Here is a 23713-nt window from a genome sequence, read left to right on the forward strand (position 1 = left end):
GCCCTCGCCTCAGCGCCCGCACACCTCGGCGAGCTCGTCACCGGCGACGGTAGAAGCCAGCCCTCACGATCACATTCCAAAACCCTGCGAATCACCCCAACGAGACACCCTCAACGGATACACACCCTTCCAGGAATCCCTGCCAGGCGTTCGAGGCAGCCGGCGGTGAGGCTGTGGACCGCGCCTACACTCCCGATATGAGACGCACGTCGTTCGCAGACTGGCCGTGTACGGTCGCCCGGACCATGGACCTGCTCGGCGACTGGTGGACCCCGCTGGTGCTCCGCGAGGCGTTCTACGGCATCCGTCGCTTCGACGAGTTCCAGCAGGGCCTGGGCATCGCGCGCACGACACTGTCCGACCGGCTGCGCCGACTCGTCGAAGAGGGGCTTCTCACGAAGCGGGAGTACCAGTCGGACCCGCCGCGCTACGACTACGTCCTGACCGAGAAGGGCGAGGACTTCTTCCCCGTCCTGGTCGCGATGATGCGGTGGGGCGACCGCTGGCTGGCCGACGAGGCGGGCGTGCCGGTCATCCTGCACCACGACCGCTGCGGTCACGACACCGAGCCCGACGCCCTGTGCGGCTCCTGCGGCGAGCGGATCCGGTCCTTGGAGACCTCGGTGCGCCTGGGCCCGGGATACCCGCCCCGCCTTGCCGAGCGCGAGGACGTCCAGCGGAGATTCGCTCCCTGACTCCGGAGCCGTGGGGGAGAGCGGTCGGCTCGCGTGGGCGTCGCCCTGTCATGGGATGCGGGGCTGCGCCTACAGAGCCGTGCATAGCCGTACGTCGGCCAAGGCGCCCCCTACCGGGCCGACTTCGGCGGGAGGGTCACCGGCCGGTCGTTCCTCAGCTCGCTGAAGAGCTTGCCCGCCTGCGCCTCGTTCCACAGTGCGGCGCTGCCCTTGGAGGTGCGGAGGCCGGGATTGGCCACTGGAACGTTGATCTGCTTGCCCTGCCCGCCCGTGACGCCGTGGATCGCCTCGAACATCGAGGTGAGATCGCGCAGCCCTGTCTGCCGGTCGACGATGAGCGTGTTCAGCCCGGCGTTCAGGGCCGGGTAGAGGTCGAAGGGGTTGAGCACGGTGCCCGGTGTGGCGGCCTCGCGGGCGAGGGCGGACAGGAACTTCTGCTGATTCCGGCTGCGGCCCAGGTCGCCGCGGGCTTCCTGGTGGCGCTGGCGGACGAACGCGAGGGCCGCGGTGCCGTCGAGGGTCTGGCAGCCCTTCTTGAGGTCGGCGCCCGACTTCTTGTCTTTGATGTCCCTGTCGAGGCACATGGGGACACCTCCGACGGCGTTGACGAGGTTCACCACCCCCGCGAAGCCGACCTCCACATTGTGGTCGATCTTGAGGCCGGTGTTGCGCTCGACGGTGCGGACGAGCATCTTCGCGCCGCCCAGCGCGAACGCCGCGTTCAGCTTGTTCTTCGCCGGGCCGGTGTGCTTGCCGGTGCGGGGGTTGGTGAAGCCCGGGATGGTCACCCACGAGTCACGCGGCAGGCTCACCATCGTGGTGCCGACCGAGCCGGTGTGCAGCAGGATCATCGAGTCGGTGCGGCGGCCGGCGGCCGAGCCGGTGTGCAGCTCCCGTTTCTCCTCGTCGGTGAGGCCGGCGCGGCTGTCGGAGCCGACGATGAGGTAGTTGGTGCCCTCGCCCGCCGGGTGACGGGCTCCTGACGCGCCGAGGTCGACCTGTCTGTTGAGCTTGATGTCGGCCCACAGGAAGGTGCCGGTGGGGATGGCCAGCAGCGTGACGAGCAGGGTGAGCGCGGTCCGGCGCAGTGCCCGCCTTCGCTTGGGGCGCGAGACCCGGTGCCGTGGGCCGCGGCGGACGGCGATGCCGTAGCCGCCGTACTCGCCGCGGCTGCCGGGTTGCCGGCGCGAGGGGACGGCTGTTTCCGTTTCCGGGACGTAGCCGTGCGGGGGCTCCGGGACGTAGCCGTGCGGGGGCTCCGGGACGTAGCCGTACGGGGGCGTGTCCCGCGGCGTCGGGGGCTGTGACGGGCTGGGGTCCTCGTGCCAGAGCGGCCCCGTTACGCGCATCGGCTCCGCGACATCGCCGCCCTGGCCTGCTGCGGATGCGTCACGCTCGGGCGACCGGTCCAGCGCGTCCTTCATGGTCCAACTCTCCTCGGTCACTTCGACGACAGGCTGCTCGGGGACGGGACGGGCTCGTTGAGCAGATGCTGGTCGGCCGTGCCGGAGCGGTGCATGCGGTGCCACTTCAGGGGGCTGCCGAGCAGGGCGGTGACCACGGACTGGATGACCACGAGGTACAGCAGCTGCCGGTAGACGAACAGCTGGAGCGGCAACGCCCACAGCGCACGGAGCTTCTCGTGGTCCAGCCGCAGCGCGTATCCGGCGGTGACCAGCTGGATGGCAAGGAAGCCGAGCCAGACCCCGAGCGCCTGCCCGGTGTCGCCGAAGCACACGCCGTACAGGGCGAAGACGTCGACCACCGGGGCGAACAGCGGCAGGACGACTTGGAACAGGGCGAGGTAGGTCAGCGCGCGGCGGCCGAAGCGCCCGGCGGAGCCGGCTTCCACCAGGGCGTGGCGGTGCTTCCACATGGCCTGGAGCGTTCCGTAGCACCAGCGATAGCGCTGCCGCCACAACTGGCGCAGTGTGCCGGGCACTTCGGTCCAAGCGACCGCCGTCTCCTCGTAGACGACTCGCCAGCCCGCCCGCCACAGCGCCATCGTGAGGTCGGTGTCCTCGGCGAGGGTGTCGTCGCTGACGCCGCCGATGGCCTTGAGCGCGTCCCGGCGGAAGGCGCCGATGGCGCCGGGAACGGTCGGCATGCACTCCAGCACCTCGAACATGCGCCGGTCCAGATTGAACCCGAGAACGTACTCCAGGTGCTGCCATCTTCCCAGTAGACGGCGGCGGTTGCCGACCTTGGTGTTCCCGCTGACGGCGCCGACCGTCGGGTCGGCGAGGGGCTGGATGAGCCGGTACAGCGCGTCCGGCTCGAAGACGGTGTCCGCGTCGATCATGACCACGATGGGGCAACGCGCGTAGTCCAGCCCGGCGCTCAGCGCGCCGGGCTTACCGGAGTTGGGCCGCCGCACCACCGTGACCCTCGGGTCGCTGATGCGGCTGACGATGTCCGCGGTGCCGTCCGTCGACCCGTCGTCGATGACGACGATTTGCAGGTGCGGGTGTGTGGAGGCGAGAAGCGAGTGCACCGTGGCCGCGATGCCCGCCTCTTCGTTGTACGCCGGCACCAGCACGGTCACCGGCTCGGTCACCTCGCGCTGCCGCGGCGCGCCGGGCTGGTGCCGGCGGCGCACATGAACACGGGCCAGGAGCGCGACCAGCACCAGCCGGAGCATTCCCAGGACGCCCGCGATGCCCAACGCCCAGGTCATGCTGCGTGCGAACGCGTGTCCGATGGCCTGCGTCCAGATCAGCCCCCAGCCCTGCACGCGCTCGGCCGAGGAGGCCGACGTGCTGAGCGAGGGCTGCCCGAGTCCGCCGGTGACCGTGGTGAACCGGTCGACGTTCCGGTTGCCGAGCAGCTTCTTCGCCTCGTCGTACCCGAGGCCGGTGTTGCTGTACTGCCGCACCACGCCCTGCGACGGCTTACGGGAACGGTGCGTGGCCGCGACGAGGAGGTACCCCTGGTCGGCGGCGCGCCGCGCGGCCGACCACTCCGGGCCGCACATCGTGTCGGCGGCGGTCGTGTGCGGGAGGCGCAGCAGCCGGGTGTTGATGTCCGCGGCACCCGCCAGGGCGGTCTGGGTGAGCGAGAGTTCCAGCCGGGAGCGGGTGGGCGACGCGGTGCCCAGATCACCACCGGTGTAGGTGTACGAGCCGATCTCGTGGCCCTCGTCGCGGATCCGCCGCACCAGCGCCGGGTAGCGGGCGGCCTGGGTTCCGTAGAGGAAGAAGGTGGCCTGCGCGTGGTGCTCGCGCAGCAGGTCCAGCAGGCGCGGCGTCCACACGGGGTCCGGCCCGCCGTCGAAGGTGAGCACGGCCGTACGGGCTGGTATCGACGCGGTCTCGACCTTGCCGCCGGTGACGTGCAGCACCGGGTCCCCGTTGTCCGCGGACTTCGGTATGGGGCTCGTGCACGCGCGCTTCGTCCGGGCGCCGTCGACCTCGTGGGTGGTCCAGCCCTCGAAGAGCAGTGAACTGGCGACGACGGGCAGGATGAGTAACAGCAGTAACCAGTGCCAGCGTGGGGGGCGGTGTAATGCGTGCCGCCGCTGCCCTGCCATTGCCACGATGGGGCCTTTCTGTCGAGGAGACATGCCACGTGCTCACTGGCCGACGAGATCTCTCGGGGCGGTGACGGTGTCGGTGGGGACCCGCGGTGGCTGGTGGCGGAGGAACGCGGCGGCCTCGGGGGCGGCGGAGCGGGCCGGCGGGCGAGGGCCTCCGGGGGCGCCGGGCTCGTGGCGAGCGGTGCCGGCCGGGAGCAGATCGGCCTTCCCGGGCGCAGGATGTCCGGTCGGCTGTATGAGCCCGCCGAACACCACGACGAGGAGCACCAGATATCCGGTGCATGTGCATCCGACGGTCAACGCCACATGTCCCAGGAGCCGTCTGCGCCGACCAGAGTTGTCAACAAATACAGGACAATTTCCCTGTTCGGCCGGGCGGCTGATGTGACTGGCGTTTCGCATGGGGCGTGAGTGTAGTAGTCCTGTGTTAAGCGACAGAAAGGATTGGCCAAATGAATCCTGGATGGCGCGGCTGATAACGGAAAAAGGCCACGGGATGAGACAAGGCGTCTGGCCGGCAGTGATGTCTCTCACTCGCCAACACGTTTATTCAGGCGTCCCGTTGGCCTCGCGTGGTGCCGGATCGGAATCCCGTGCGGTCGTCGGACGGGCCTGCCGCGGGGTGCGCACCGGAACGTCGCGGCCCCTCATTTCGGGCCCGGCCGGGCCCGGCCGGCCGGACCGGCCAGGTCGGTGGCGGCCGCGCGCCGTGTGAGACGGGCGTGCGTGACGGCCTTCGAACTCACCATTTCGACACACTCGTAACGCTCCAGCGCACCGTCGAGGTTGTCGAACAGGCGCTCACCGGCACCGATCATGATCGGCGCGATCACCACGTGCATCTCGTCGACCAGTCCGGCGCGCAGGAACTGCTGGATGGTCGCGGCCCCGCCGCCGAGCCGCACGTCCTGGCCGTCCGCCGCCTCGAACGCCCGCCGCAGGACAGCCTCCGGGCCGTCGTCCACGAAGTGGAAGGTCGTGCCGCCCTCCAGGCCGAACGACGGCCGAAGGTGGTGGGTCAGCACGAAGACGTCGTGGTGGAACGGGGGATTGTCGCCCCACCACCCGGTCCACGCGTGGTCCTCCCACGGCCCCCGGATCGGGCCGAACATATTGCGGCCGATGATCGTCGCGCCGATTCCGGTCTCGCCCCGGGCGACGAAATCGTCGTCGAGCCCCTCCTCGCCGCCGTCGAGCCCGTGCGCCGCCCGAGCCGTCCGAGTCGCGAACATCCAGTCGTGCAGCCCCTCCACACCATCGCCGAAAGGCGCGTCCCGGCGCTGGTTCACCCCTGCCCCGAAGCCGTCCAGCGAAATCGTGAATCCGTGCACGCGCAGCTGTGGCATGACGCTCCTCTTCCAGGTGCAATTGCACGCACTTTACAATCACTGGCGCTATCGGCATGCGCGGTGATTGTGGATTGCGAGCATTGGATTTCCGAGCGGAGTCGTCCTGCCGCGCGGGTGCGTGAGCGAGGCGCGGTGGGCGGCTGGTGGCGGGCCACAGATCGTGGTTCCGCAGACCGCGCAACGCTCCCAGCCACCTGGACTGCGCTCCTCCGCGTGGTCGGCACTCGCCCGCCGGCCGCCTCGCGCGCACGGGGGCCGCCCGTTGAGTAGCGTGTCCGTCGTGACGACCGGCGGACCGGCGGCCCGGCGGCGTTGGCCCCGTCCGCTGACATCAGAGAGACCGGTGCTATGGAAATCTGGATCAACCCGGCCTGCTCAAAGTGCAGTTCGGCGCTCTCCGTCCTCGACGCGGAGGGTGCCCAGTACACCGTGCGGCGCTATCTGGACGACCCACCCAGCACGGCCGAACTTCAGGAGTTGCTGGAGCGGCTCTCCCTGGAGCCCTGGGACATCGCCCGCACCGGTGAACCGGCCGCGGCCGAACTGGGCCTCACCTCCTGGGCCCGGGACGCGACCACCCGCAACCGGTGGATCGAGGCGCTGGCCCAGCACCCCGCCCTGATCCAGCGGCCGATCATCACCGCGGACGACGGCACCGCAGTCGTCGCCCGCAGCCAGGAAGCTGTCCGCTCGGTCCTGCCCGCCGCGCCGGGAGGGAAGCAGCGGCCGGCGCCGTAACGTCATGGCTCGCCCTCGGACACTGACCGCCGGTCAAGACTCATGGCAGCGGCGCTAGCGGTTGTGCGGCGGGAAGTGCGCGGTGGCCAGGACGGAGCCGTCGGCGGCGAGCAGCCTGGCGCCGGACACCGTCGCGGGGTTCACGTCGGCCGGGGCGCCCCAGTAGCCGTAGCCGCCCTTGAGCGTGAAGGAGCCGACGGAAACCGTGGTGCCGTCAGTACGTTCGAGCCGGCAGCGGACGGTCCCGTCGGCTCCCTCCAGGTCGACGGACATATAGACCCAGCCCGGCGAACCGGGGTGGGCGAATATCCGTCCCACCTCGTGGCCGTCCGCGACGAGGGCCGCCTGCGCGAGGTCGGCGTTCGCCCGGACCGCCGTCGGCGCGGAGGGCGCGGGGGCGTCGTCGACAGCTGCGCCGACGGCCCATCCGCCGAAGCCGAAGGCGATCGCCAGGGCAGCCGACGCGGCCGCGACTCGCGGACGCAGCAGCCGGTGCCGGCGTCGTGCCGGTCGGGACTGATTCAGCCGGTCGGTGACCCGGGTCTCGAAGCCGACCGGCGGCTCGGTGCCCGGGAGCAGGCCGAGCAGGCCGTCGCCGACCAGGGTCAGCTGCTCGATGTGCTCCCGGCAGCCGGGACAGCGGTCCAGGTGTGCGACCGCACGGGCCCGCTCCTCGGCCGGGAGAATGCCCAGCGCCAGCTCGGCGTCGAGCTCCCGCAGCCGATCGCAGGTCATGTCGTTCATCGTCGGATCTCCTCGGCCCCCAGGGTCGTCCGCAGTTTGCGCATCGCCGTCCTGATCCGGGTCTTCGCCGTGCCCAGCGGAATCTGCTCGAACTCGGCGATCTGCTGCGCGGTCATCCCGTAGATCCCCGCCATCACCAGGGCGCGGGCCTGTTCCCGGGGCAGGTCCGCCACGGCGGCCCGGATCCCGGCCGAGGTCTCGGCGGCGAGGGCCTGCTGCTCGGGGGTTTCGGTCACGATGTCGAGGAGCGCGTCCAGGTCTTCGGGGGCGACGGGGCTGGCTCTGCGCGCTCGGACCGCGTCGATCGCCAGATTGTGCGCGATGGTCCGCAGCCAGGTCTTCACCGACCCGCGGCGGGAATCGTAGATCTGGGCGTGCCGCCACGCCCGCTCGAATGTCTGCTGCGCGATGTCCTCGGCCAGCTGGGGATCGCTGACGACGGCGATGGCGACGCCGAACACCATGCGCTGGAAGCGGCGCACGAACGCGACGGCGATCTCGGGATCGCCCGTCGTCAGGCCTGACAGCAGTGCTTCGTCCGGCGCGCGTCCGAGCGGGAGGCCCATTCTCTGCATATCACTGGATACGGTCGGCCTGCCCGAAGGGATTGCTCCGGATCCACCGGAAAACACTCTCCCTATTCTCCTCCTCCGTACGCCCCGCGTCATCCGTGGCCCGGCCGGCCAATCCCTCGGCGCGGTTCATCCGTATTCCTATGGACGGTATTCCAAGCGACGGAACTGTTGCGGAGGGCTGAGCCATGACAAGGACACGCACGCGGAGTCGCGTGGCGCTGGGGTTGGCAGCCGGAGCGCTGGCGGGCGGGCTCGCGGCCTGTGGGGGCGGCGGAGGCGGCTCGTCGGACACCACACCCCCGGACCGGAGCGCCGAACCGGGAGTGACCCAGGTGACCGCGAAGCTGACCGACTTCCACATCGCGCTGTCGCAGAAGACGTTCAAGACGGGCGCCTACACGTTCGTCGCCAAGAACAGCGGCCAGCACGATCACGCGCTGGAGATCGAAGGCCCCGGCGGAGAGCACCGCTCCCAGACTCTCGCTCCAGGGGAGAGCGGGCAGCTCAAGGTGACCCTGAAGTCCGGCAGTTACAAGATCTACTGCCCGGTCGACGGGCACAAGGACCAGGGGATGAAGACCAATATCACCGTGGGTGGTGCCGGCGGGCCGGTGAACGAGAACCCGCCGAAGAGCAATGGCTACTGAGGGTGCGGGCGCCGTGATCGCTCTGCGACTGGCCGGTGCCGGTCTGACCGCGGCGATGGCCGCGATCCACCTCCACCTCTGGGAGGCCGGCTACCAGGACCTGGCCACCATCGGCGTGCTCTTCCTGCTCAACGCCATCGGCGGCGGCCTGCTGGCGCTGGCGCTGCTGGCCGCCCCCACCCGGTACCTCGGCGCGCCGGCCGCCCTCGGCGCGCTCTTCACGGCCGGCACCCTGGCCGGGCTGGTCATCAGCCTCACCTCCGGGCTCTTCGGTTTCGAGGAGTCCCTCGACGCGGAACTGGTGCGGCCCACCATCGTGGTCGAGTCGGCGGCGGTCGTCGTCCTGACGGCGCTGGCCCTGGTCGCTCGCCGGAGCCGTGCGGCGAGGTAGCGGCAGCTGATCGGACGCCGCGCGCAGCCGGCCGCTTCTCCCCGGCTGCCGTCCGGCGTCCGCGCCGCCCCGTGGGGTGCGTACGTAGTCCAGCACGTGGACGTCGTCCATCGCGGTCCCTTCTCGAGTGACTCTGTTAGTTGTAGCATCGCGGCGGAGGTGGCGAATGAACACATGGGTACTGGGCGGCCATCAGACGGATTTCGCCCGCAACTGGGCACGGGCCGGACTGGAGTTCTCCGATCTCGTAGGGGACGTGGTCGACGGCACGCTCCAGGACGCGCGCCTGGAGCCCGAGGACATCGGCGTCATCCACGTCGGCAACGCCTTCGGCCAGCTCTTCACCGGTCAGGGCCAACTCGGCGGCATGCCCGCGACCGTGCAGGACCGGCTGTGGGGCGTGCCTGCCTCCCGTCATGAGGCGGCCTGTGCCTCCGGCGGGATCGCGGTGCTCTCCGCGATGGCCGATCTGGAGGCGGGTCGCTACGACTGCGCGCTCGTGATCGGCGTGGAACTGGAGAAGACGGTGCCGGGTGCGGAGGCGGCCCGCCATCTGGGCGCGGCGGCCTGGACCGGCCACGAGGGCCGGGACGCGACCTTCATGTGGCCGTACATGTTCTCCGCGCTGGCCGACGAGTACGCGGCGCGCTACGGCCTGGACGACGCCCACCTGCGGGCCGTCGCCGAGCTGAACTACCGCAACGGGCGCGCCAATCCCAAGGCCCAGACCCGCGACTGGAAACTCACCGAGGCGAGCTTCACCGCCGACGACGAGGCCAATCCGGTTGTCGAGGGCCGCGTGCGGCGCCAGGAGTGCAGCCAGATGACGGACGGCGGCGCGGGCGTCGTCCTCGTCTCGGACCGCTGGCTCGACGGACGCCGGCCCGCCGGCCGCGCCGGGCGGCGGACCGCCAGGATCGCGGGCTGGGGGCACCGCACGGCCGGACTGTCCCTGAAGCAGAAGACCGACCGCAGCGCCGACGACCCGTACGTCCTTCCCCATGTGCGGCAGACGGTGCTGGACGCCTTCGGCCGCGCCGGAATCGGCGGCGTCGACGAGGTCGACGGGCTGGAGACGCACGACTGCTTCGCGATGTCCGAGTACATGGCGATCGACCACTGCGGCATCACCGCACCCGGACAGAGCTGGCAGGCCGTCGAGAACGGCGACCTGGAGATCGGCGGCCGCATCCCGGTCAATCCGAGCGGCGGACTGATCGGCGGCGGCCACCCGGTGGGCGCCACCGGGGTACGGATGCTGCTCGACGCGAGCCGGCAGGTCACCGGCCGGGCCGGCGGCTTCCAGGTCGAGGGAGCACAGCGTTTCGCCACACTCAATATCGGCGGGAGCACGACCACCACGGTCGGCTTCGTCGTGGAAGGGGAGGACACCCATGGACGTTGAGATCGTGGGGCGCGCCCTGTCGACTCTGCCGGAGGACGACGACCACCCGTACCGCACCGGCCCCTGGCGGCCGCAGACCACCGAGTGGCGGGCGGACGAGCTGGAGGTGACCGGTGAGATCCCGGCCGACCTGGAGGGCGTCTACCTGCGCAACACCGAGAACCCCGTGCACCCCGCGATCTCGCTGTACCACCCCTTCGACGGCGACGGCATGATCCATGTGGTGGGCTTCCGGGACGGAAAGGCCTTCTACCGCAACCGCTTCGTGCGCACCGACGGCTTCACCGCGGAACAGGAGGCGGGCAAGGCCCTCTGGGCGGGCATCGCCGAGCGGCCCGGGCTGTCGCTGCGCGCGGACGGCTGGGGCGCGCGCACTCGTATGAAGGACGCGTCCAGCACCGACATCGTCGTCCACGCCGGGCAGGCGCTGAGCAGCTTCTGGCAGTGCGGAGACCTCTACCGGCTGGACCCGCTCACCCTGGAGACCATCGGAAAATCGCCCTGGGCGCCCGACTGGGGCGTCTCCGCGCACACCAAGGTCGACGACCGGACGGGCGAACTGCTCTTCTTCAGCTACGCCACCGAGGCGCCGTATCTGCGCTACGGAGTGGTCGGCCCCGACAACCGCCTCAAACACCTCACCGACGTGCCGCTGCCCGGCCCGCGGCTGCCGCACGACATGGCCTTCACGGGCAACTACGCGATCCTCAACGACTTCCCGCTCTTCTGGGACCCTGCCCTGATCGCCCGGGGCAAGTACGCCTCCCGCTTCCACCCCGACCTGCCGAGCCGCTTCGGGGTCGTCCCCCGGTACGGCACCGAGGTCCGCTGGTTCGAGGCCGACCCGACGTACGTGCTGCACTTCACCAACGCCTACGAGGACGGCGACGAGATCGTCCTCGACGGCTTCCACCAGAGCTGCCCCGAGCCGGCCGACCCGCGCGGCGAGGGCGTCTACCAGCGGATGTTCCGCTTTCTGGCGCTGGAGAAGATGCAGACGCGACTGCACCGCTGGCGGCTGAACCTGGTGACCGGGCAGGTGAAGGAGGAGACGCTCAGCGAGCGGTTCACCGAGTTCGGGACGGTCAACCCGAACATCGGCGGACGCCCGTACCGGTACGCCTACGCCGCCACCCAGCGGCCCGGCTGGTTCCTCTTCGACGGCATCGTCAAGCACGACCTGCGCACCGGGCGCGAGGAGCGGTACGCCCTGCCCGAGGGCGTGTACGGCAGCGAGACCGCGATGGCCCCGCGCCCCGGCGCGACCGGGGAGGACGACGGCTACCTTGTTACGCTGACGACCGACATGAACGCCGATCGTTCCGAGTGCCTCGTCTTCGACGCCGCACGCCTCACCGAGGGGCCGATCGCCCGGGTGCGGCTGCCGGAACGGATCTCCAGCGGCACCCACGCGACCTGGGCGGCCGGCTCCTCGCTGCCGGGCTGGTACGACGGGACGAGCATCCTGTAGCGCGGAGGGACCCGAGTGGACGCCGCCGCACCGACTCGACTGCCGCCCGGCGGGCAGAACGCGATCGCGGAGGCACTGGGCCTGCTGGGCGACGAGTGGACGCTGCTCATCCTCCGGTACGCGCTGCAAGGCACCCGCCGGTACCAGGACTGGCGCGAGCGACTGCCGATCTCGCACGCCGTACTGAGCGCCAGGCTCACCCGGCTGACCGACGCGGGGCTGCTGGCGCGCGACGCGTACCAGCAGCGCCCGGTGCGGTACGAGTACCGGCTGACGCCGCGCGGCCGCTGCGATGTACGGGCGGTGATCTGGCGCGGCGAGGGCGCGTCCTTCTCCTCCGGGCGGGACGTCGGATCGATCGGCACGCTCAGCACGGAGCGAACGCACCACGAGCTCATGCGCCGCGGGCATCGCGGCATCCAGCAGCTGTGGGAGCTCGACGCTCCGGTGCTCGTCGCCTGCAAGGGCTGGGTGATGGGCGGCTCGTTCCAGCGGGCCCTGTTGTGCGATGTCCGGATCGCCGCGGAAGGGACCCGCTTCCGGCTCCCGGAGCTCGGCCACGGCGTCATCCCGGACACCGGCGGGGTGGCCGTGCTGCACCAGATGTGCGGCCCCGGCGTGGTGAGCGACCTGGTCCTGACCTGCCGGGTGATGAATGCCGGGGAGGCGCTGGCGCACGGCGTGGTCTCCCGTGTCGTCCCGGCCGATCAGCTCGACGACGTGGTCCGGGAGGCCGCGGAGCAGATCGCCGCGGCGCCCAAGGTCGCCGTGAAACTGGTGCGGGAGAACATCCGGCATCTGTCCCTGCCGGAGGTCCGCGCCTCCATGGCGGACGAGATGGTCTTCCAGACGTTCCTCAACAAGAGCGACGACTACGCCGAGTTCAGGGCGGCCCGGACCGAGGGACGCGCCGGCGACTACTACACGGGGAGCTGACGATGGTGCCCAAGGGCCTTCCCGAGCCGCCGCCGCCCGGGGCGGGCGCACTCGCGCCCGGCACCTACCAGGGCACGGCCGTCTTCGTCACCGGGGGCGGCACGGGCCTCGGCAAGGCCATCGCGGCGGAGTTCGCCCGGCTCGGCGCCGCCGTGGCGATCGCCAGCCGCAAGCCGGAGCATCTGGAGGCCGGCCGCCTGGAGTTGGAGAGGCTCGGAGCGCCGGTGCACACGGTCGGCTGCGACATACGCGACCCGGAGTCGGTCGCCGCCGCGTTCGACCAGGCGCGGGACGCCTTCGGGCTGCTGCCCGCGGTACTGGTCAACAATGCCGCGGCGAACTTCCCGGTTCCCGCCGAGGACATGTCCCCCAATGCCTGGCGCACGGTCGTGGACATCACGCTCAACGGCACCTTCTACTGCGCCCGGGAGTTCGGCCGCAGACACCTGGAGGCCGGCACCGCGGCCTCCATCATCAACATCGGCGCCTCCTACGCCTGGACCGGAGGCCCCGGCTTCGCGCACTCGGCGGCGGCGAAGGCGGGGGTGAAGAGCCTCACCGAGTCCCTGGCCGTGGAGTGGGGCCCGTACGGCATCCAGGTCAACGCCCTGGTGCCCGGGCTCTTCCCGCACGAGGACATGACCGCGGACATCCAGGGCAACCTGGCGGGCGCCCACGACAAGGACGCCTGCCAGCCCGCGCTGCGGGTGGGCCGGCGGCGGGAGCTCGGCTGGGCGGCGACCTTCCTGGCCTCCCCCTACGCCCGGTTCATCTCCGGTCACACCCTGGTCGTGGACGGGGCCAACTGGCAGCGCCGCACGCTGGTGAACCCGCCGGTGGTGGCCGTCCGCGAACAGATGGGCCGCGGTCCCTTCGAACCCTGACCCGCGCGGGCACGCCGGGGCGCACGGCCGCCGGCTTCTCGTGACGCACTCACGCCGGCAGGCGCACGACACACCCGAACCGGCATAAACAAGATCACGAGACAGTAGGGGTAGGGGCCGTAGGGGGTGGGCGGACAAGGGGCAGGCAGGGGTTATGCCCCTCAGGGGGCGAATGTTAATTTTTCTCATCTGGTTTTCTCATCCGGCGGAAGCGGAAGAACATTCCGCCGGTGAAGGTTCTGCTCCAAATCGTCCCGGGGGGAGTCGAGGGCATTGGTGACGGGCTGGTTCGTACCATTCGATCCGAAGTGCTGCAGGGTTATCGGGGGAGACCACATCGGTCCAGAAAAGGTCTTGGAAAAGTTCTTGGGTTCCAGAGCTTCTGACGCCGGGACCGCGAGTTCGTGATGAACTGGGGAATCACCTACGGGGAAGAGGAAATCAATCAGCAGCCCGTGGTGGAAGTCGAGCTCAGTTCACTGAGTCTCGTCGGCTCGCCGCGGCTTTCCGGTGAGCGGACCGAGCATGTGCAGATGCTGGCGGCGGCGCAGACCCGGCTTCCTCCCATCACCGTGCATCGGGCGACCATGAGGGTCATCGACGGTTTTCACCGCTTGAAAGCGGCCAGGCTGCGCGGCGAGGGCACCATCGCGGTCAGGTTCTTCGACGGTGACGAGGCCGAGGCCTTCGTGCTCGCCGTCAAGCTCAACGTCACGCACGGTCTGCCCTTGGCGCTGGCGGACCGCAAACGTGCCTCCGAGCGCATCATCGCGTCGCACCCGCAGTGGTCCGACCGCAGGGTGGCCGCGGTCACCGGCATCTCCCCGGGAACCGTGGGCGACATCCGTAAGCGGATCGTCCGGGGACCGGAGCCGGAGACCGGGCGGGTCGGTCAGGACGGCAGGCTCCGGCCGCTGGACGGGAGTATGGGGCGCATGCTCGCGGGCGAACTGCTCAGCGAGCGACCGGACCTGTCGCTGCGTCAGGTTGCCCGTGTCGCCCGTATCTCTCCCGAAACGGTACGAGACGTACGCAACCGGCTGCGCAACGGCGAGGATCTGCTGCCGAATCAGCGCAAGAAGAAGCCGACGGTCGCGGGAGTCGCGGGAGGCGGGACGGCTGGCGGAGGCGATGCCGTGGTCAGGCGCAAGGAGTTCGGCGGCCTCGGGCGTGCCCAGCCGTCCGGCCGGCCCCGGGGAGGGCCGCCTCCCGACCATGCCGCGCTCATCAAACGGCTGAAGGCGGACCCGGCGCTCCGCTTCACCGAGACCGGACGCAATCTGTTGCGTCTGCTGGCGTTGCACACGCTCCGGAAGGAGGAGTGGGACGCGATCATCAACAACGTCCCGCCGCACTGCAGCGACATTGTCGCCGACCTCGCCAGGCAGTTCGCCGATATCTGGTCGGAATTCGCCGTGCGCGTCAAGGAAGACATGGCGCAGATAAGCTGAGGACATCCTTCCACAACGACATGGGGTCCTCCCGCCGAACGGCGGGAGGACCCCATGCTGTCGTAGACGCTGCCGTAGTCCAACAGCCCGAGGGCGTCCCGGAGTTCATCGGGCAACAGTTCGAGCGCTCTCCTGTCCGTGAATCCCTCATTCCGCTCGATCGCGGCCCGTCGGCAATTGGTCCCGTATTCAAGAGGCGCTGTTTTGATCCATCTTCAGGTGGCTGGAAAGAATTCACAGGTGGCTGAAAAGGGTCCACGTTTGACGGGGGGACTCGCTACCCTGTACTGAGGTGCGCTTCTCTCCATGCAACGTAACGGTCTACCCCATAAGTCCAATACCTGCAGGACGGAAGCGTTTTGCTCTTCTGTTCTCACCTGTTGGACAGTCTGCGCGGCGAAAGTGCGGAGTTGAATCCTCTGGCGCCGGAGCGTGCGCACTGAGGTTGGCTGATCAGGTTGGTGTTGGGTGGATTTCGAGTCCGGTGTGGGTGAGGAATTCGGCCGGCAGCGCCGGTCGGTGCTGGATGCGGCGGAGTCGAGTTCGAACAGCGCGGGTCAGCTCCTCAAGGGTGAAGGCGGCGAGATTGGCGAGGGCGGTGCGCTTGAGGTGGGACCAGACCTGTTGGGCAGGGATGAGGTCAGGGGCGTACGCGGGCAGGTAGTGGACGGTCGGTCAGTCGCGGTCCGCGGTCGGGCCATAGCGGGCCGGCGCAGCCCTGGACACGTTCGGCCGGTGTTCCCCGGCCACGGTCAGCGTCGGGGCCTGCCCGGTCGGCGGCGAGGTTCCGCCTTCGTCCCGGAGGCGGAACCAAGACCCTGGGATCCCCTTTCATCGATCTCCGGACATGGAGTGCCCAGCCGCTCCGTGATCGTGGCCGGGTCAAGCTCGGCGGCCCCGCACGCGGGGGCCCGCGGAGTTGAAGCCCGTCCGGTGCGGCAGTCGGCCGACGCCGGACAGGGACTCGTGGACCAGCGGAAAAAACCACTCGACGATCACTTGGCGGAACCATGCCAGGGCCTGTCGGTGGCGAACTCGTAGTCCTTGGCCCCGCGCCGCGGCAACCCCGCAGGTCGCGGCGGTGGACTTTTCGCAGGGCAGACGGCGCGCCGGCGATTCCGTGCCCGGGCAGGGTCCCCGAGTCGCGCCCTCGGGCCCAGCGCGGTGCCAGCCGGGCACCGCCTGCGCCCTGCCCTTCAGCAGCCGGGAGGTCTCGCGTCCGACCGGCCGACCTCATCCCAACCTCACCGAACAACTGGCGCCGCTGTCGGAAGAAGCGGCATGACACCGGAGACGTGATCAGCAAAGCACAGGCAGAAGGTACGGGGGTATCTGTGAAGCTCAGTGAAAGAAACAAAGAACTTCAGCTGCTCAACCGGTTGTACGCGGGGTGTGTTCGCGGCAAAGGCGCCGTCGTCCTCGCGAACGGCCCCGTTGGATGCGGGAAGACGGCCTTGGTCCAGGGGTTCGCCGAGCGGGTCATGGAGCAGGGGGGATTGTTCCTGTCGGTAACGGCCGCAGCGAGTGAGCGGCTCCATCCTTTCGGCCTGATCGACCAGTTGATGACCGCGATGCGCGCGGCCGGGGTGGACGCCGCCCCGCTCGCCGCCGAGGACGCCGGGGTCACGGCATCGGCCGGCGATCCGCAAGGGGCCCCGCGGGTCCCGCTCGGCCTGCTGCAACGCATCAGCCGGACCGTCTGCGAGTTCGCCGGGGGCCCGCTCGTCATCAGTGTCGATGACGTGCACTTCGCGGACGAACCTTCGCTCCAGTGCCTGCGCTATCTGATCCGCCGAATCGATTCGTCGGCCGTGGTGATCGTGCTGACCGAGAGTTCCTGCCATGAGCGGGAGCTCGCGACGCTCCACGCGGAGACGTTGCATCTGCCGTACTGCCACCGGATCGGGCTGGCGCCGCTTTCCGGGACCGGAGTCGGCGAGCAGCTGACCGAACGTCTGGGCGATGATCCGGCGGTGAAGGACCCCGATCCATGGGCTCGGACGAGCGGGGGCAACCCGCTGCTGCTGCGCGCCCTGATCGAGGACTACCTGAGGCAGGACAGTGCGACGTCGGGTGAGCCGGTTCCCGGTGAGTCCTTCCGCCACGCCGTCCTGCGCTGTCTCCACCGGTGCGAACCGTCGATGCTCGACGCGGCCCGTGCCTCGGCCGTACTCGGAGAGTCCGCCTCGCCGTCGCTGGTCAGCGACTTTCTCGGGGGCGACGCGAGGTCGGTGCGCCGCAGCCTCACCGACCTCAACGCCGCCGGCCTGCTGGCGGCCGACCGGTTCCGGCACGACCGGGCGCAGCTGGCGGTGCTCACCGACATCCCGGCTGGGGACCTCTGTGCCCTGCACGGCCGGGCCGCCGAACTGCTGCACGAGAGCGGGGCCTCCGCGGTGGCGGTGGCCGAGCAGATCATGGCCGCCCACGACTGCGTCAAGGCCGAGTGGCGGGTCGGCATCCTGCGCGAGGCGGCCCGCGACGCCACGGACTCGGGCGACATCGCCACATCCGTCGAATACCTCCGTCACGCCTCGGGCCTCTGCGCGGACGCGGCGCAGGAAGCGCAGGTCACCGCGGAACTCGCCGAAGCCCAATGGCTCATCGACCCGGCCAAGGCGACCCGGCATCTGCACCAACTGAGTCACGCGGTGCGCGCCGGCGTGCTCACCGGCGACGGCGCCATGGTCCCGGTCAAGCAGCTGATCTGGCGGGGCGAGTTCACCCAGGCCGACTCGCTGCTGAGGGCGATGGAGACCGGAGCGGGCCGGGACCCCGGCGACACGGCGAGGCGCACCGAACCGTCAGGCATCGCGACCGCCCGGTTATGGCTGTCGTTGTGCTACCCCGGTCTGGCGCGGGAGGCCAGGGCCGGCGGGGCCGCTGAGGAAACGGCCGACGAGATCGGCGACGCGCTCAGCCACCCGTCGATCGTGTCAGGGCCGGTGTCCGCCCTGATCTTCCTCAACCTGTCGGCGAGCCTGTCCGGCGACGGCGAGGACCTCCAAGGGGCGGACCAGGTACTGCACGGCTTCCACGCGGGCAGCACGCTCGCCGCGAGGCTGTTCGCGCTGATCCATCTGATCCAGACGTCCCGGCTGGACGAGGCGGTGCTCTGGTCCGAGCGGTTGCTCCAGGAACCGTGGATCCGGCGACTGCCCATGCCGCGCGCGGTGTTGGAGACGATCCGGTCGGTGGCGTCCCTGCGCAGGGACGATGCGGTGACGGCCGGGGAGGCCGCGCGTACCGCGTTGGAGATCGTCACCCCCTCGGCCTGGGGTGTGATGGTCGGCCTTCCGCTGGCCCTGGCGGTCCGCGCGGCGACCGAACTGGGTGAGTTCGACGCCGCGATGTCCTACCTCTGCCTCCCGGTCCCGCCGATCATGTTCGAGACGCCCTTCGCGCTGCCCTACCTCCGGGCGCTCGGCCGCTATCACCTTGCCGTGGGACGGCCGCACACGGCGCTCGCGGACTTCCAGTCGTGCGGCGACCTGATGGTGAAATGGCGCCTCGACCGGTCGGAGCTCGCGGACTGGCGCAACGACGCGGCCGAGGCGTTCCTGGCCATGGGATACGTCGGCCAGGCGCGGAGGCTCATCGAGGATCGGCTGTCCCGCCTGGGCGACGGACGCTCCCGGGCCAGGGGTACCGCGCTGCTCCGCGAGGCGGTACGGATCCTCGCGGCCTGCGACGACCAGCTGGAACTGAAGTGTGCCCGGAGTGACTTGGCAGAGGCGCTCGACGGGCCGGGCACACCGCTCGACCGGCCGATGCCGACGCTCGCCCGGAAGATCCCGTCGCCCGGCCGCCACGCCCCGGAATCGCTCGACATCGGCGACGGGCCCGTCGCCGAGGAGAGCGAAAGCAACCGCGTACTGGCCGAACTCACCGATGCCGAACTCAGGGTCGGGGCGCTCGCCGCCGCGGGCTGCACCAATCGTAGGATCGCCGGCGAGCTTTTCATCACGGTGAGTACGGTCGAGCAGCATCTGACCAAGATTTACCGCAAGTTAAAGGTCAGCAGTCGTTCCGGCCTGCCGGCGGAACTCAGGGCCTTCACCGACATTCCATGCTTACCGAATGGGTGATAAAAAGAAACAGTTTTCGATGGCACGTCCAAGTGACCGATTCGGCCGGTTGGACGACATTGTCGGCACCCCAGTACCCATGTGATCCTGACGGTCGGAAATAAAGACTCCGCAATTGACTCGCAGGCCCGCAATTGGCTGGTGTTGCATGGGGGAAACCATGGCCGGACTGAGCGTCGACGACTATGCGCGCCTCGCGCGGGACGGCATGGATTCCGCTCTGTCGGCGTTCCTGACGGCCGAAGAACGCGCCTGGTCGGGCAACCGGGAGGCGTTCGACCGGGTCGGGCTGCGGCCGGGCGGCTCCGGGAACCCCGGACCGCCCGAGACCGCGACCAAGATCCTCGACCGCACCTGGTCGGCGCCGCTGCTCGTGGGGCCGCTCGCGGGTCTGGTCCGGCCCGAAGGCGAACTCGCCGTCGTCCGGGCAGCGGGAGCGGCCGGACTCCCGGTCGTCGTGAGCGCGTTCACCGGACGGAGCTTCGCGGAGCTCGCCTCGGCAGCCGAGGGCCCGCTGTGGCTGCGGACCCACTCCTTCCGGGACCGCTCCACGGCCCGACGCCTCGCCGGGAGCGCGGCGGACGCCGGATTCGGGGCCCTGGTGCTCACCCTGGGGCCCCAACGCCATGTCCGGCTCGGCCCGGGCGCCGTACCGGTCAATCTCGCCGAGGACGACCCGATCCGGCTGCCCCGCGCGGCAGGCGCGCTCGCGGACCTCGGTGGCTACGGCCCGTTCGCCGACGTCGGGGCGCTGCTCGCCGCCGCCGGGGAGTGGCCCGACCTCGCGTGGCTGATCTCGCTCACCGCCCAGCCGCGGGTTGTCGCGGGCGTGCGCACGGTCGCCGCCGGGGTGCGCGCCCCCGAAGCCGGCGCCGGCGGGATCGTGGCCGAGGACCTGAGGACGCTGCCGTCGATCGCCGCGGCCGTCGCCGGCCGCGTCCCCGTGCTGCTGGGCGGCGGCGTCCGTCGCGGTGCCGACGTCCTGGCGGCGCTCGCCTGCGGAGCCGACGCGGTGCTGCTGGAGCGGCCGGTCCTGGACGGTCTGCTGGTGGGCGCGCGGGAAGGGGTCGCCGAGGTGCTGGACGGCCTCGCCCAGGAACTTCGGACGGCACTGGCGTTCACCGGGACCGGGTCCGTCGCGGACGCCGGCGACGAACTGCTGCGCAGCGGCCACCCGGCGACGAGCGCGCCGCCGTCCGAAGCCGCTCCGGCTCTGCGCAAGAGTGACCTGCACGCCAGCGTCTCGGATCCGGTCCTGGACACGATGAACTTCCTCAACGAGGTCACACACCGCTACCCCGACGCGATCTCCTTCGCGCCAGGCCGCCCGTACGACGGGTTCTTCGACACCGAGCAGATCATCACCCACATCCGTCACTACCTGAACCACCTGACGGAGCAGGGCAGTTCACCCCAGGCGATCCGCACCGCCATGTACCAGTACGGCCCCGCCGCCGGCCAGATCCGCGAGATCATCGCGGACTCGCTGCGCGTCGACGAGAACATCGACGTACCGCCCGAGTCCATCGTGGTGACCGTCGGCGCCCAGGAGGCCATGCTCTTGGTGCTCCGCGCCCTCATCACCGGCCCCGACGACGTACTCCTGGCCGTCAGTCCCTGCTATGTGGGGATCACTGGCGCGGCCCGGCTGTTCGACATCGAGGTGACCGCCGTCGACGAACGGGAGGACGGATTCCACGTCGCCGACCTCGAAGCGGCGATCAGGCGGGAGCAGGCTCGCGGGCGACGCCCCCGCGCCTTCTACGTGATCCCCGACCACTCCAACCCGTCCGGGGCCACGATGAGTCCGCAGGCTCGCGCCGCGCTCCTGGAGCTCGCCGCCCGCCATGACATCCTCATCCTCGAAGACAGCCCCTACCGGATGGTGAGCCCCGGCACGCCGTTGCCGACCCTCAAATCCCTGGACCGCGCACGCAGCGTCGTCCACCTCGGCTCCTTCGCCAAGACGCTCTTCCCCGGCGCTCGCGTCGGCTTCGTCGTCGCCGACCAGCTCGTCAGTGACGACTCCGGCCGGACCAGCCTCCTGGCGGACGAACTCGCCAAGATCAAGAGCATGGTGACGGTGAACACGTCGTCGCTCAGCCAGGCCGCCGTGGCCGGCGCGCTCCTGGCGTGCGACGGGCGGATCTCGGAGCTCAACAGCGTGGCAGCCGCCTACTACGGCGACTCCATGCAGGCCACACTCCGGAACCTGGACCGGCACCTGCCGGCCGACCGCAGGGCGGCGCTGGGCGTGCGGTGGAACGAGCCCACCGGCGGCTTCTTCCTCGCCGTGAACGTCCCCTTCCCCGTGGACGGCGCGGCGCTGACCCGGTCCGCACAGGAATTCGGTGTTATCTGGACGCCGATGAATTACTTCTATCCGCAGGGCGGAGGCCACCACGGCATCCGGCTGTCCACGAGTTACCTGACACCCGCGGAAATCGAGGAGGGCACCGCGCGGCTCGCACGCTTCATCGAAGCGGAGAGCGCGGCGTCGTGAAGGAGAACCCGGAACCTCCGGAATCGATTTTCCCCAGCCCAAGCCCCAGCCGGGCCTCGCGGCCTACGGCTGACACCGCCGAAGTCCGTTCCACCGCTTCGCGGACCGTACGAGGCCGCCGTCCCCGCCGGCCGGCAGGACGCAGGCGATAGCCGGCCGCGCCCCGGATACTGTGCGGGTGAGGCCGAGTCCGCACGTGGTGGTGGACGTGTACGCGGTGGTGGACACGTATGTGGTGGCGGACATGGATGAGAGTTCTACGGGTTCGGTGGTCACACCGCGGGAACGGGTCTTGTTACGCCGGTGTTATCCCCTCCCGGGAAGAGTGGACCCATGCGTGTGCTGATTGTTGAGGACCACAGGGAACTGGCCGAGACCATTGCCACCGGACTGCGGCGGGACGGCATGGCCGTCGACCTCGCCTTCGACGGCGAAGAGGCGTTGCGGGAGGCCACCGTGCACGACTACGACGTCATCGTCCTCGACCGCGACCTGCCCCGGCTGCACGGGGACGAGGTGTGCCGGGCGCTGACCAGGCAGGGCGGTCGCTCCCGCGTGCTGATGCTCACCGCCTCGTCCACCATCGAGGACCGCGTCGACGGCCTGAGCCTCGGCGCGGACGACTACTTGCCGAAGCCGTTCGCGTTCGCCGAACTGATCGCGCGCGTACGGGCGCTGGCCAGACGTACCCAGCCCGCCGTGCCTCCCGTTCTCACCCACGGCGACATCTCGGTGATCCCGGCCCAGCGCGTCGCGCGCCGCGGCGGGCAGCAACTGGATCTGTCACCGAAGGAGATGGCCGTGCTCGAACTGCTGCTGGCAGCCGGAGGCGCGGTCGTCTCCGCGGAGGAGCTACTGGAACGGGCCTGGGACCAGGCCGCCGACCCCTTCACCAACACGGTCAAGGTCACCGTCAGCCGGCTGCGCCGTAAGCTCGGTGATCCACCCGTCATCGAAACGGTGCCGCATGCCGGATACCGCATCTGAGCGCCGACCGCTGGTCCGCTGGTCGGCCCGGCTGCGCCTGACCCTGCTCTACGGTCTGCTGTTCCTGATCTCCGGGGCGGTGTTGCTGGGATTCACCTACATCCTGGTGGCCCGCAGTCCTGTCTCCAAGCAGACCAAGGTCACCGCCACGCAGGACGTCACCGGCGATCCGTCGACGTCGAACGGCGGCGAGATCATCCCCGACATCGAGCATCTCGTGTCGCAGCAGCACGAAGCGGAACTGCAGGCGCTGCTGACGGAGTCCGGTATCGCACTCGGCGTGATGACCGCCGTGTCCGTAGCGCTGGGCTGGCTGATGGCCGGGCGGGTGCTCCGGCCCGTGAGCATGATGGCCGACAAGGCCCGCCGCATCTCGGAGCGGAATCTGCACGAGCGGCTCGCGGTGTCCGGCTCGGCGGACGAACTGAAGGATCTCGGCGACACCTTCGACGGGCTCCTCGCACGGCTCGACGCGGCGTTCGACGTGCAGAAACGCTTCGTCGCCAACGCCTCGCACGAATTGCGTACTCCGCTCACGCTGCAACGCGCCATGATCGAGGTCGAGTTGTCGGCGCCCGCCCCCGACGTGCAGTCGCTGCGCGCTGTGTGCGAGCGCGTGCTGGCGGCGGGGGAGAGCCAGGAGCGGCTGATCGAGGCGCTGCTGACCCTCGCGAGCAGTGAGCGCGGCCTGCAACGGCGTGAGCCGCTGGACCTCTGCGAGGTCACCGCCGATGTGGTGCGCGAGCGCTGCCCCGATACCCCGGCGAACGGCCTGCGGATCGAGACCGCGCTCGGTCCCGCCCACACCTACGGCGACGCCGGACTCGTCGAGCGGCTGGCGACCAACCTGATCGAGAACGCCCTGCGGTACACCCATCCCGGTGGCTGGATCCGGGTCGCCACCGGCATGGATACGGGCCGGCCCGCGCTGTATGTCGCCAATAGCGGACCGCAGATCCCACCCGACAGGATCCCGGTGCTGTTCCAGCCCTTCCAACGGCTGGAATCCCGTGTCGGGTCGCCCGACGGCCACGGCCTGGGGCTGTCCATCGTCGCGGCCATCGCCACGGCGCACGACGCCAGGATCACCGCTGTCCCCGGCCGGGAGGGCGGGCTCACCGTCACCGTCGCCTTCCCGCACCAGCACGGGCACCAGCCAGGGCACGGGCATGGTCACTGAAGTCGGGCCGTGGACCGGGACGTTAGGTTCGCATCATCGTCCGAAATCCCGCGATCAGTGCGATGCTTGTGACCATCAGGCCGGACGCCGGCAGAGGCCGAAGAGGCTAAAGGGGTCGAAGAGGTCGAAACGCG

The 23713-nt window shown here is 70.1% G+C and carries 18 protein-coding genes; 13 read left to right on the plus strand and 5 right to left on the minus strand.

Annotated features, from left to right (window positions below; all coding sequences use genetic code 11):
* Positions 1-197 precede the first annotated feature (197 nt).
* The gene (locus QMK28_RS26825) at positions 198-695 is read left to right on the plus strand and encodes a winged helix-turn-helix transcriptional regulator (protein WP_326442170.1); all 498 of its coding nucleotides are present in this window, start codon (positions 198-200) and stop codon (positions 693-695) included.
* Positions 696-805: 110 nt separating this feature from the next.
* Here QMK28_RS26825 and QMK28_RS26830 read toward each other — a convergent pair whose 3' ends face one another.
* From QMK28_RS26830 to QMK28_RS26840, 3 genes are all read right to left on the minus strand, one after another.
* Positions 806-2119 carry an LCP family glycopolymer transferase gene (locus tag QMK28_RS26830; protein WP_326442171.1) on the minus strand — a complete coding sequence of 438 codons (1314 nt, stop codon included), beginning with the start codon at positions 2117-2119 and terminating at the stop codon, positions 806-808.
* A gap of 17 nt (positions 2120-2136) precedes the next feature.
* On the minus strand, positions 2137-4224 hold the full coding sequence (locus QMK28_RS26835; protein ID WP_326442172.1) for a bifunctional polysaccharide deacetylase/glycosyltransferase family 2 protein: 2088 nt from the start codon (positions 4222-4224) through the stop codon (positions 2137-2139).
* Positions 4225-4877: 653 nt separating this feature from the next.
* Positions 4878-5576 (minus strand): dihydrofolate reductase family protein, encoded by a 699-nt coding sequence (locus tag QMK28_RS26840; protein WP_326442173.1) that lies wholly within the window; start codon positions 5574-5576, stop codon positions 4878-4880.
* A gap of 351 nt (positions 5577-5927) precedes the next feature.
* Between QMK28_RS26840 and QMK28_RS26845 the strand changes: the two genes are divergently transcribed.
* Positions 5928-6317 carry an arsenate reductase family protein gene (locus QMK28_RS26845; RefSeq protein ID WP_326442174.1) on the plus strand — a complete coding sequence of 130 codons (390 nt, stop codon included), beginning with the start codon at positions 5928-5930 and terminating at the stop codon, positions 6315-6317.
* 54 nt (positions 6318-6371) lie between these two features.
* Here the strand turns inward: QMK28_RS26845 and QMK28_RS26850 are convergent, their stop codons facing one another.
* Together QMK28_RS26850 and QMK28_RS26855 are read right to left on the minus strand one after the other, a co-directional pair.
* Positions 6372-7061 carry a hypothetical protein gene (locus QMK28_RS26850; protein ID WP_326442175.1) on the minus strand — a complete coding sequence of 230 codons (690 nt, stop codon included), beginning with the start codon at positions 7059-7061 and terminating at the stop codon, positions 6372-6374.
* A complete protein-coding gene (locus QMK28_RS26855) occupies positions 7058-7636 on the minus strand; it encodes an RNA polymerase sigma factor (protein ID WP_326442176.1) in 579 nt (192 codons plus the stop codon). The genes QMK28_RS26850 and QMK28_RS26855 overlap by 4 nt, the downstream gene beginning before the upstream one ends.
* 212 nt (positions 7637-7848) lie before the next feature.
* Between QMK28_RS26855 and QMK28_RS26860 the strand changes: the two genes are divergently transcribed.
* From QMK28_RS26860 to QMK28_RS26910, 11 genes are all read left to right on the plus strand, one after another.
* A complete protein-coding gene (locus QMK28_RS26860; protein WP_326442177.1) occupies positions 7849-8283 on the plus strand; it encodes a copper-binding protein in 435 nt (144 codons plus the stop codon).
* A 13-nt stretch (positions 8284-8296) separates the two neighbouring features.
* Positions 8297-8674, plus strand: coding sequence for a hypothetical protein (locus tag QMK28_RS26865; RefSeq protein WP_326442178.1), 378 nt, complete (start codon positions 8297-8299; stop codon positions 8672-8674).
* A 166-nt stretch (positions 8675-8840) separates the two neighbouring features.
* Positions 8841-10079: an acetyl-CoA acetyltransferase gene (locus tag QMK28_RS26870; protein WP_326442179.1), complete on the plus strand. Its 1239-nt coding sequence runs from the start codon at positions 8841-8843 to the stop codon at positions 10077-10079.
* The gene (locus QMK28_RS26875) at positions 10069-11550 is read left to right on the plus strand and encodes a carotenoid oxygenase family protein (protein WP_326442180.1); all 1482 of its coding nucleotides are present in this window, start codon (positions 10069-10071) and stop codon (positions 11548-11550) included. Before QMK28_RS26870 ends, QMK28_RS26875 begins: the two co-directional genes overlap by 11 nt.
* A 15-nt stretch (positions 11551-11565) precedes the next feature.
* Positions 11566-12486, plus strand: a complete 921-nt coding sequence (locus tag QMK28_RS26880) for an enoyl-CoA hydratase-related protein (RefSeq protein WP_326442181.1) — start codon at positions 11566-11568, stop codon at positions 12484-12486.
* A 2-nt stretch (positions 12487-12488) separates the two neighbouring features.
* Positions 12489-13370 (plus strand): SDR family oxidoreductase, encoded by an 882-nt coding sequence (locus QMK28_RS26885; protein ID WP_326442182.1) that lies wholly within the window; start codon positions 12489-12491, stop codon positions 13368-13370.
* Between the two features lie 407 nt (positions 13371-13777).
* The gene (locus QMK28_RS26890) at positions 13778-14821 is read left to right on the plus strand and encodes a ParB/RepB/Spo0J family partition protein (RefSeq protein WP_326442183.1); all 1044 of its coding nucleotides are present in this window, start codon (positions 13778-13780) and stop codon (positions 14819-14821) included.
* A 1010-nt stretch (positions 14822-15831) separates the two neighbouring features.
* Positions 15832-18909, plus strand: a complete 3078-nt coding sequence (locus QMK28_RS26895) for a helix-turn-helix transcriptional regulator (protein ID WP_326442184.1) — start codon at positions 15832-15834, stop codon at positions 18907-18909.
* 160 nt (positions 18910-19069) lie between these two features.
* Positions 19070-21412, plus strand: a complete 2343-nt coding sequence (locus QMK28_RS26900; protein WP_326442185.1) for an aminotransferase class I/II-fold pyridoxal phosphate-dependent enzyme — start codon at positions 19070-19072, stop codon at positions 21410-21412.
* Between the two features lie 333 nt (positions 21413-21745).
* Positions 21746-22399 carry a response regulator transcription factor gene (locus QMK28_RS26905; RefSeq protein WP_326442186.1) on the plus strand — a complete coding sequence of 218 codons (654 nt, stop codon included), beginning with the start codon at positions 21746-21748 and terminating at the stop codon, positions 22397-22399.
* Positions 22380-23579 carry a sensor histidine kinase gene (locus QMK28_RS26910; protein ID WP_326442187.1) on the plus strand — a complete coding sequence of 400 codons (1200 nt, stop codon included), beginning with the start codon at positions 22380-22382 and terminating at the stop codon, positions 23577-23579. The genes QMK28_RS26905 and QMK28_RS26910 overlap by 20 nt, the downstream gene beginning before the upstream one ends.
* Positions 23580-23713: the final 134 nt, after the last annotated feature.

It is taken from the genome of Streptomyces sp. H27-D2 (assembly GCF_035828615.1).
GTDB lineage: Bacteria > Actinomycetota > Actinomycetes > Streptomycetales > Streptomycetaceae > Streptomyces.

Bases quoted from the DNA above. Each gene is read 5' to 3' on its own strand.
- QMK28_RS26830 (WP_326442171.1), bottom strand. From the start codon at position 2,119: ATGAAGGACGCGCTGGACCGGTCGCCCGAGCGTGACGCATCCGCAGCA.
- QMK28_RS26835 (WP_326442172.1), bottom strand. From the start codon at position 4,224: ATGGCAGGGCAGCGGCGGCACGCATTACACCGCCCCCCACGCTGGCAC.
- QMK28_RS26845 (WP_326442174.1), top strand. From the start codon at position 5,928: ATGGAAATCTGGATCAACCCGGCCTGCTCAAAGTGCAGTTCGGCGCTC.
- QMK28_RS26855 (WP_326442176.1), bottom strand. From the start codon at position 7,636: ATGCAGAGAATGGGCCTCCCGCTCGGACGCGCGCCGGACGAAGCACTG.
- QMK28_RS26905 (WP_326442186.1), top strand. From the start codon at position 21,746: ATGCGTGTGCTGATTGTTGAGGACCACAGGGAACTGGCCGAGACCATT.
- QMK28_RS26875 (WP_326442180.1), top strand. From the start codon at position 10,069: ATGGACGTTGAGATCGTGGGGCGCGCCCTGTCGACTCTGCCGGAGGAC.
- QMK28_RS26840 (WP_326442173.1), bottom strand. From the start codon at position 5,576: ATGCCACAGCTGCGCGTGCACGGATTCACGATTTCGCTGGACGGCTTC.
- QMK28_RS26870 (WP_326442179.1), top strand. From the start codon at position 8,841: ATGAACACATGGGTACTGGGCGGCCATCAGACGGATTTCGCCCGCAAC.
- QMK28_RS26850 (WP_326442175.1), bottom strand. From the start codon at position 7,061: ATGAACGACATGACCTGCGATCGGCTGCGGGAGCTCGACGCCGAGCTG.
- QMK28_RS26910 (WP_326442187.1), top strand. From the start codon at position 22,380: ATGCCGGATACCGCATCTGAGCGCCGACCGCTGGTCCGCTGGTCGGCC.
- QMK28_RS26895 (WP_326442184.1), top strand. From the start codon at position 15,832: ATGCCAGGGCCTGTCGGTGGCGAACTCGTAGTCCTTGGCCCCGCGCCG.
- QMK28_RS26825 (WP_326442170.1), top strand. From the start codon at position 198: ATGAGACGCACGTCGTTCGCAGACTGGCCGTGTACGGTCGCCCGGACC.
- QMK28_RS26890 (WP_326442183.1), top strand. From the start codon at position 13,778: ATGAACTGGGGAATCACCTACGGGGAAGAGGAAATCAATCAGCAGCCC.
- QMK28_RS26900 (WP_326442185.1), top strand. From the start codon at position 19,070: ATGGCCGGACTGAGCGTCGACGACTATGCGCGCCTCGCGCGGGACGGC.
- QMK28_RS26885 (WP_326442182.1), top strand. From the start codon at position 12,489: ATGGTGCCCAAGGGCCTTCCCGAGCCGCCGCCGCCCGGGGCGGGCGCA.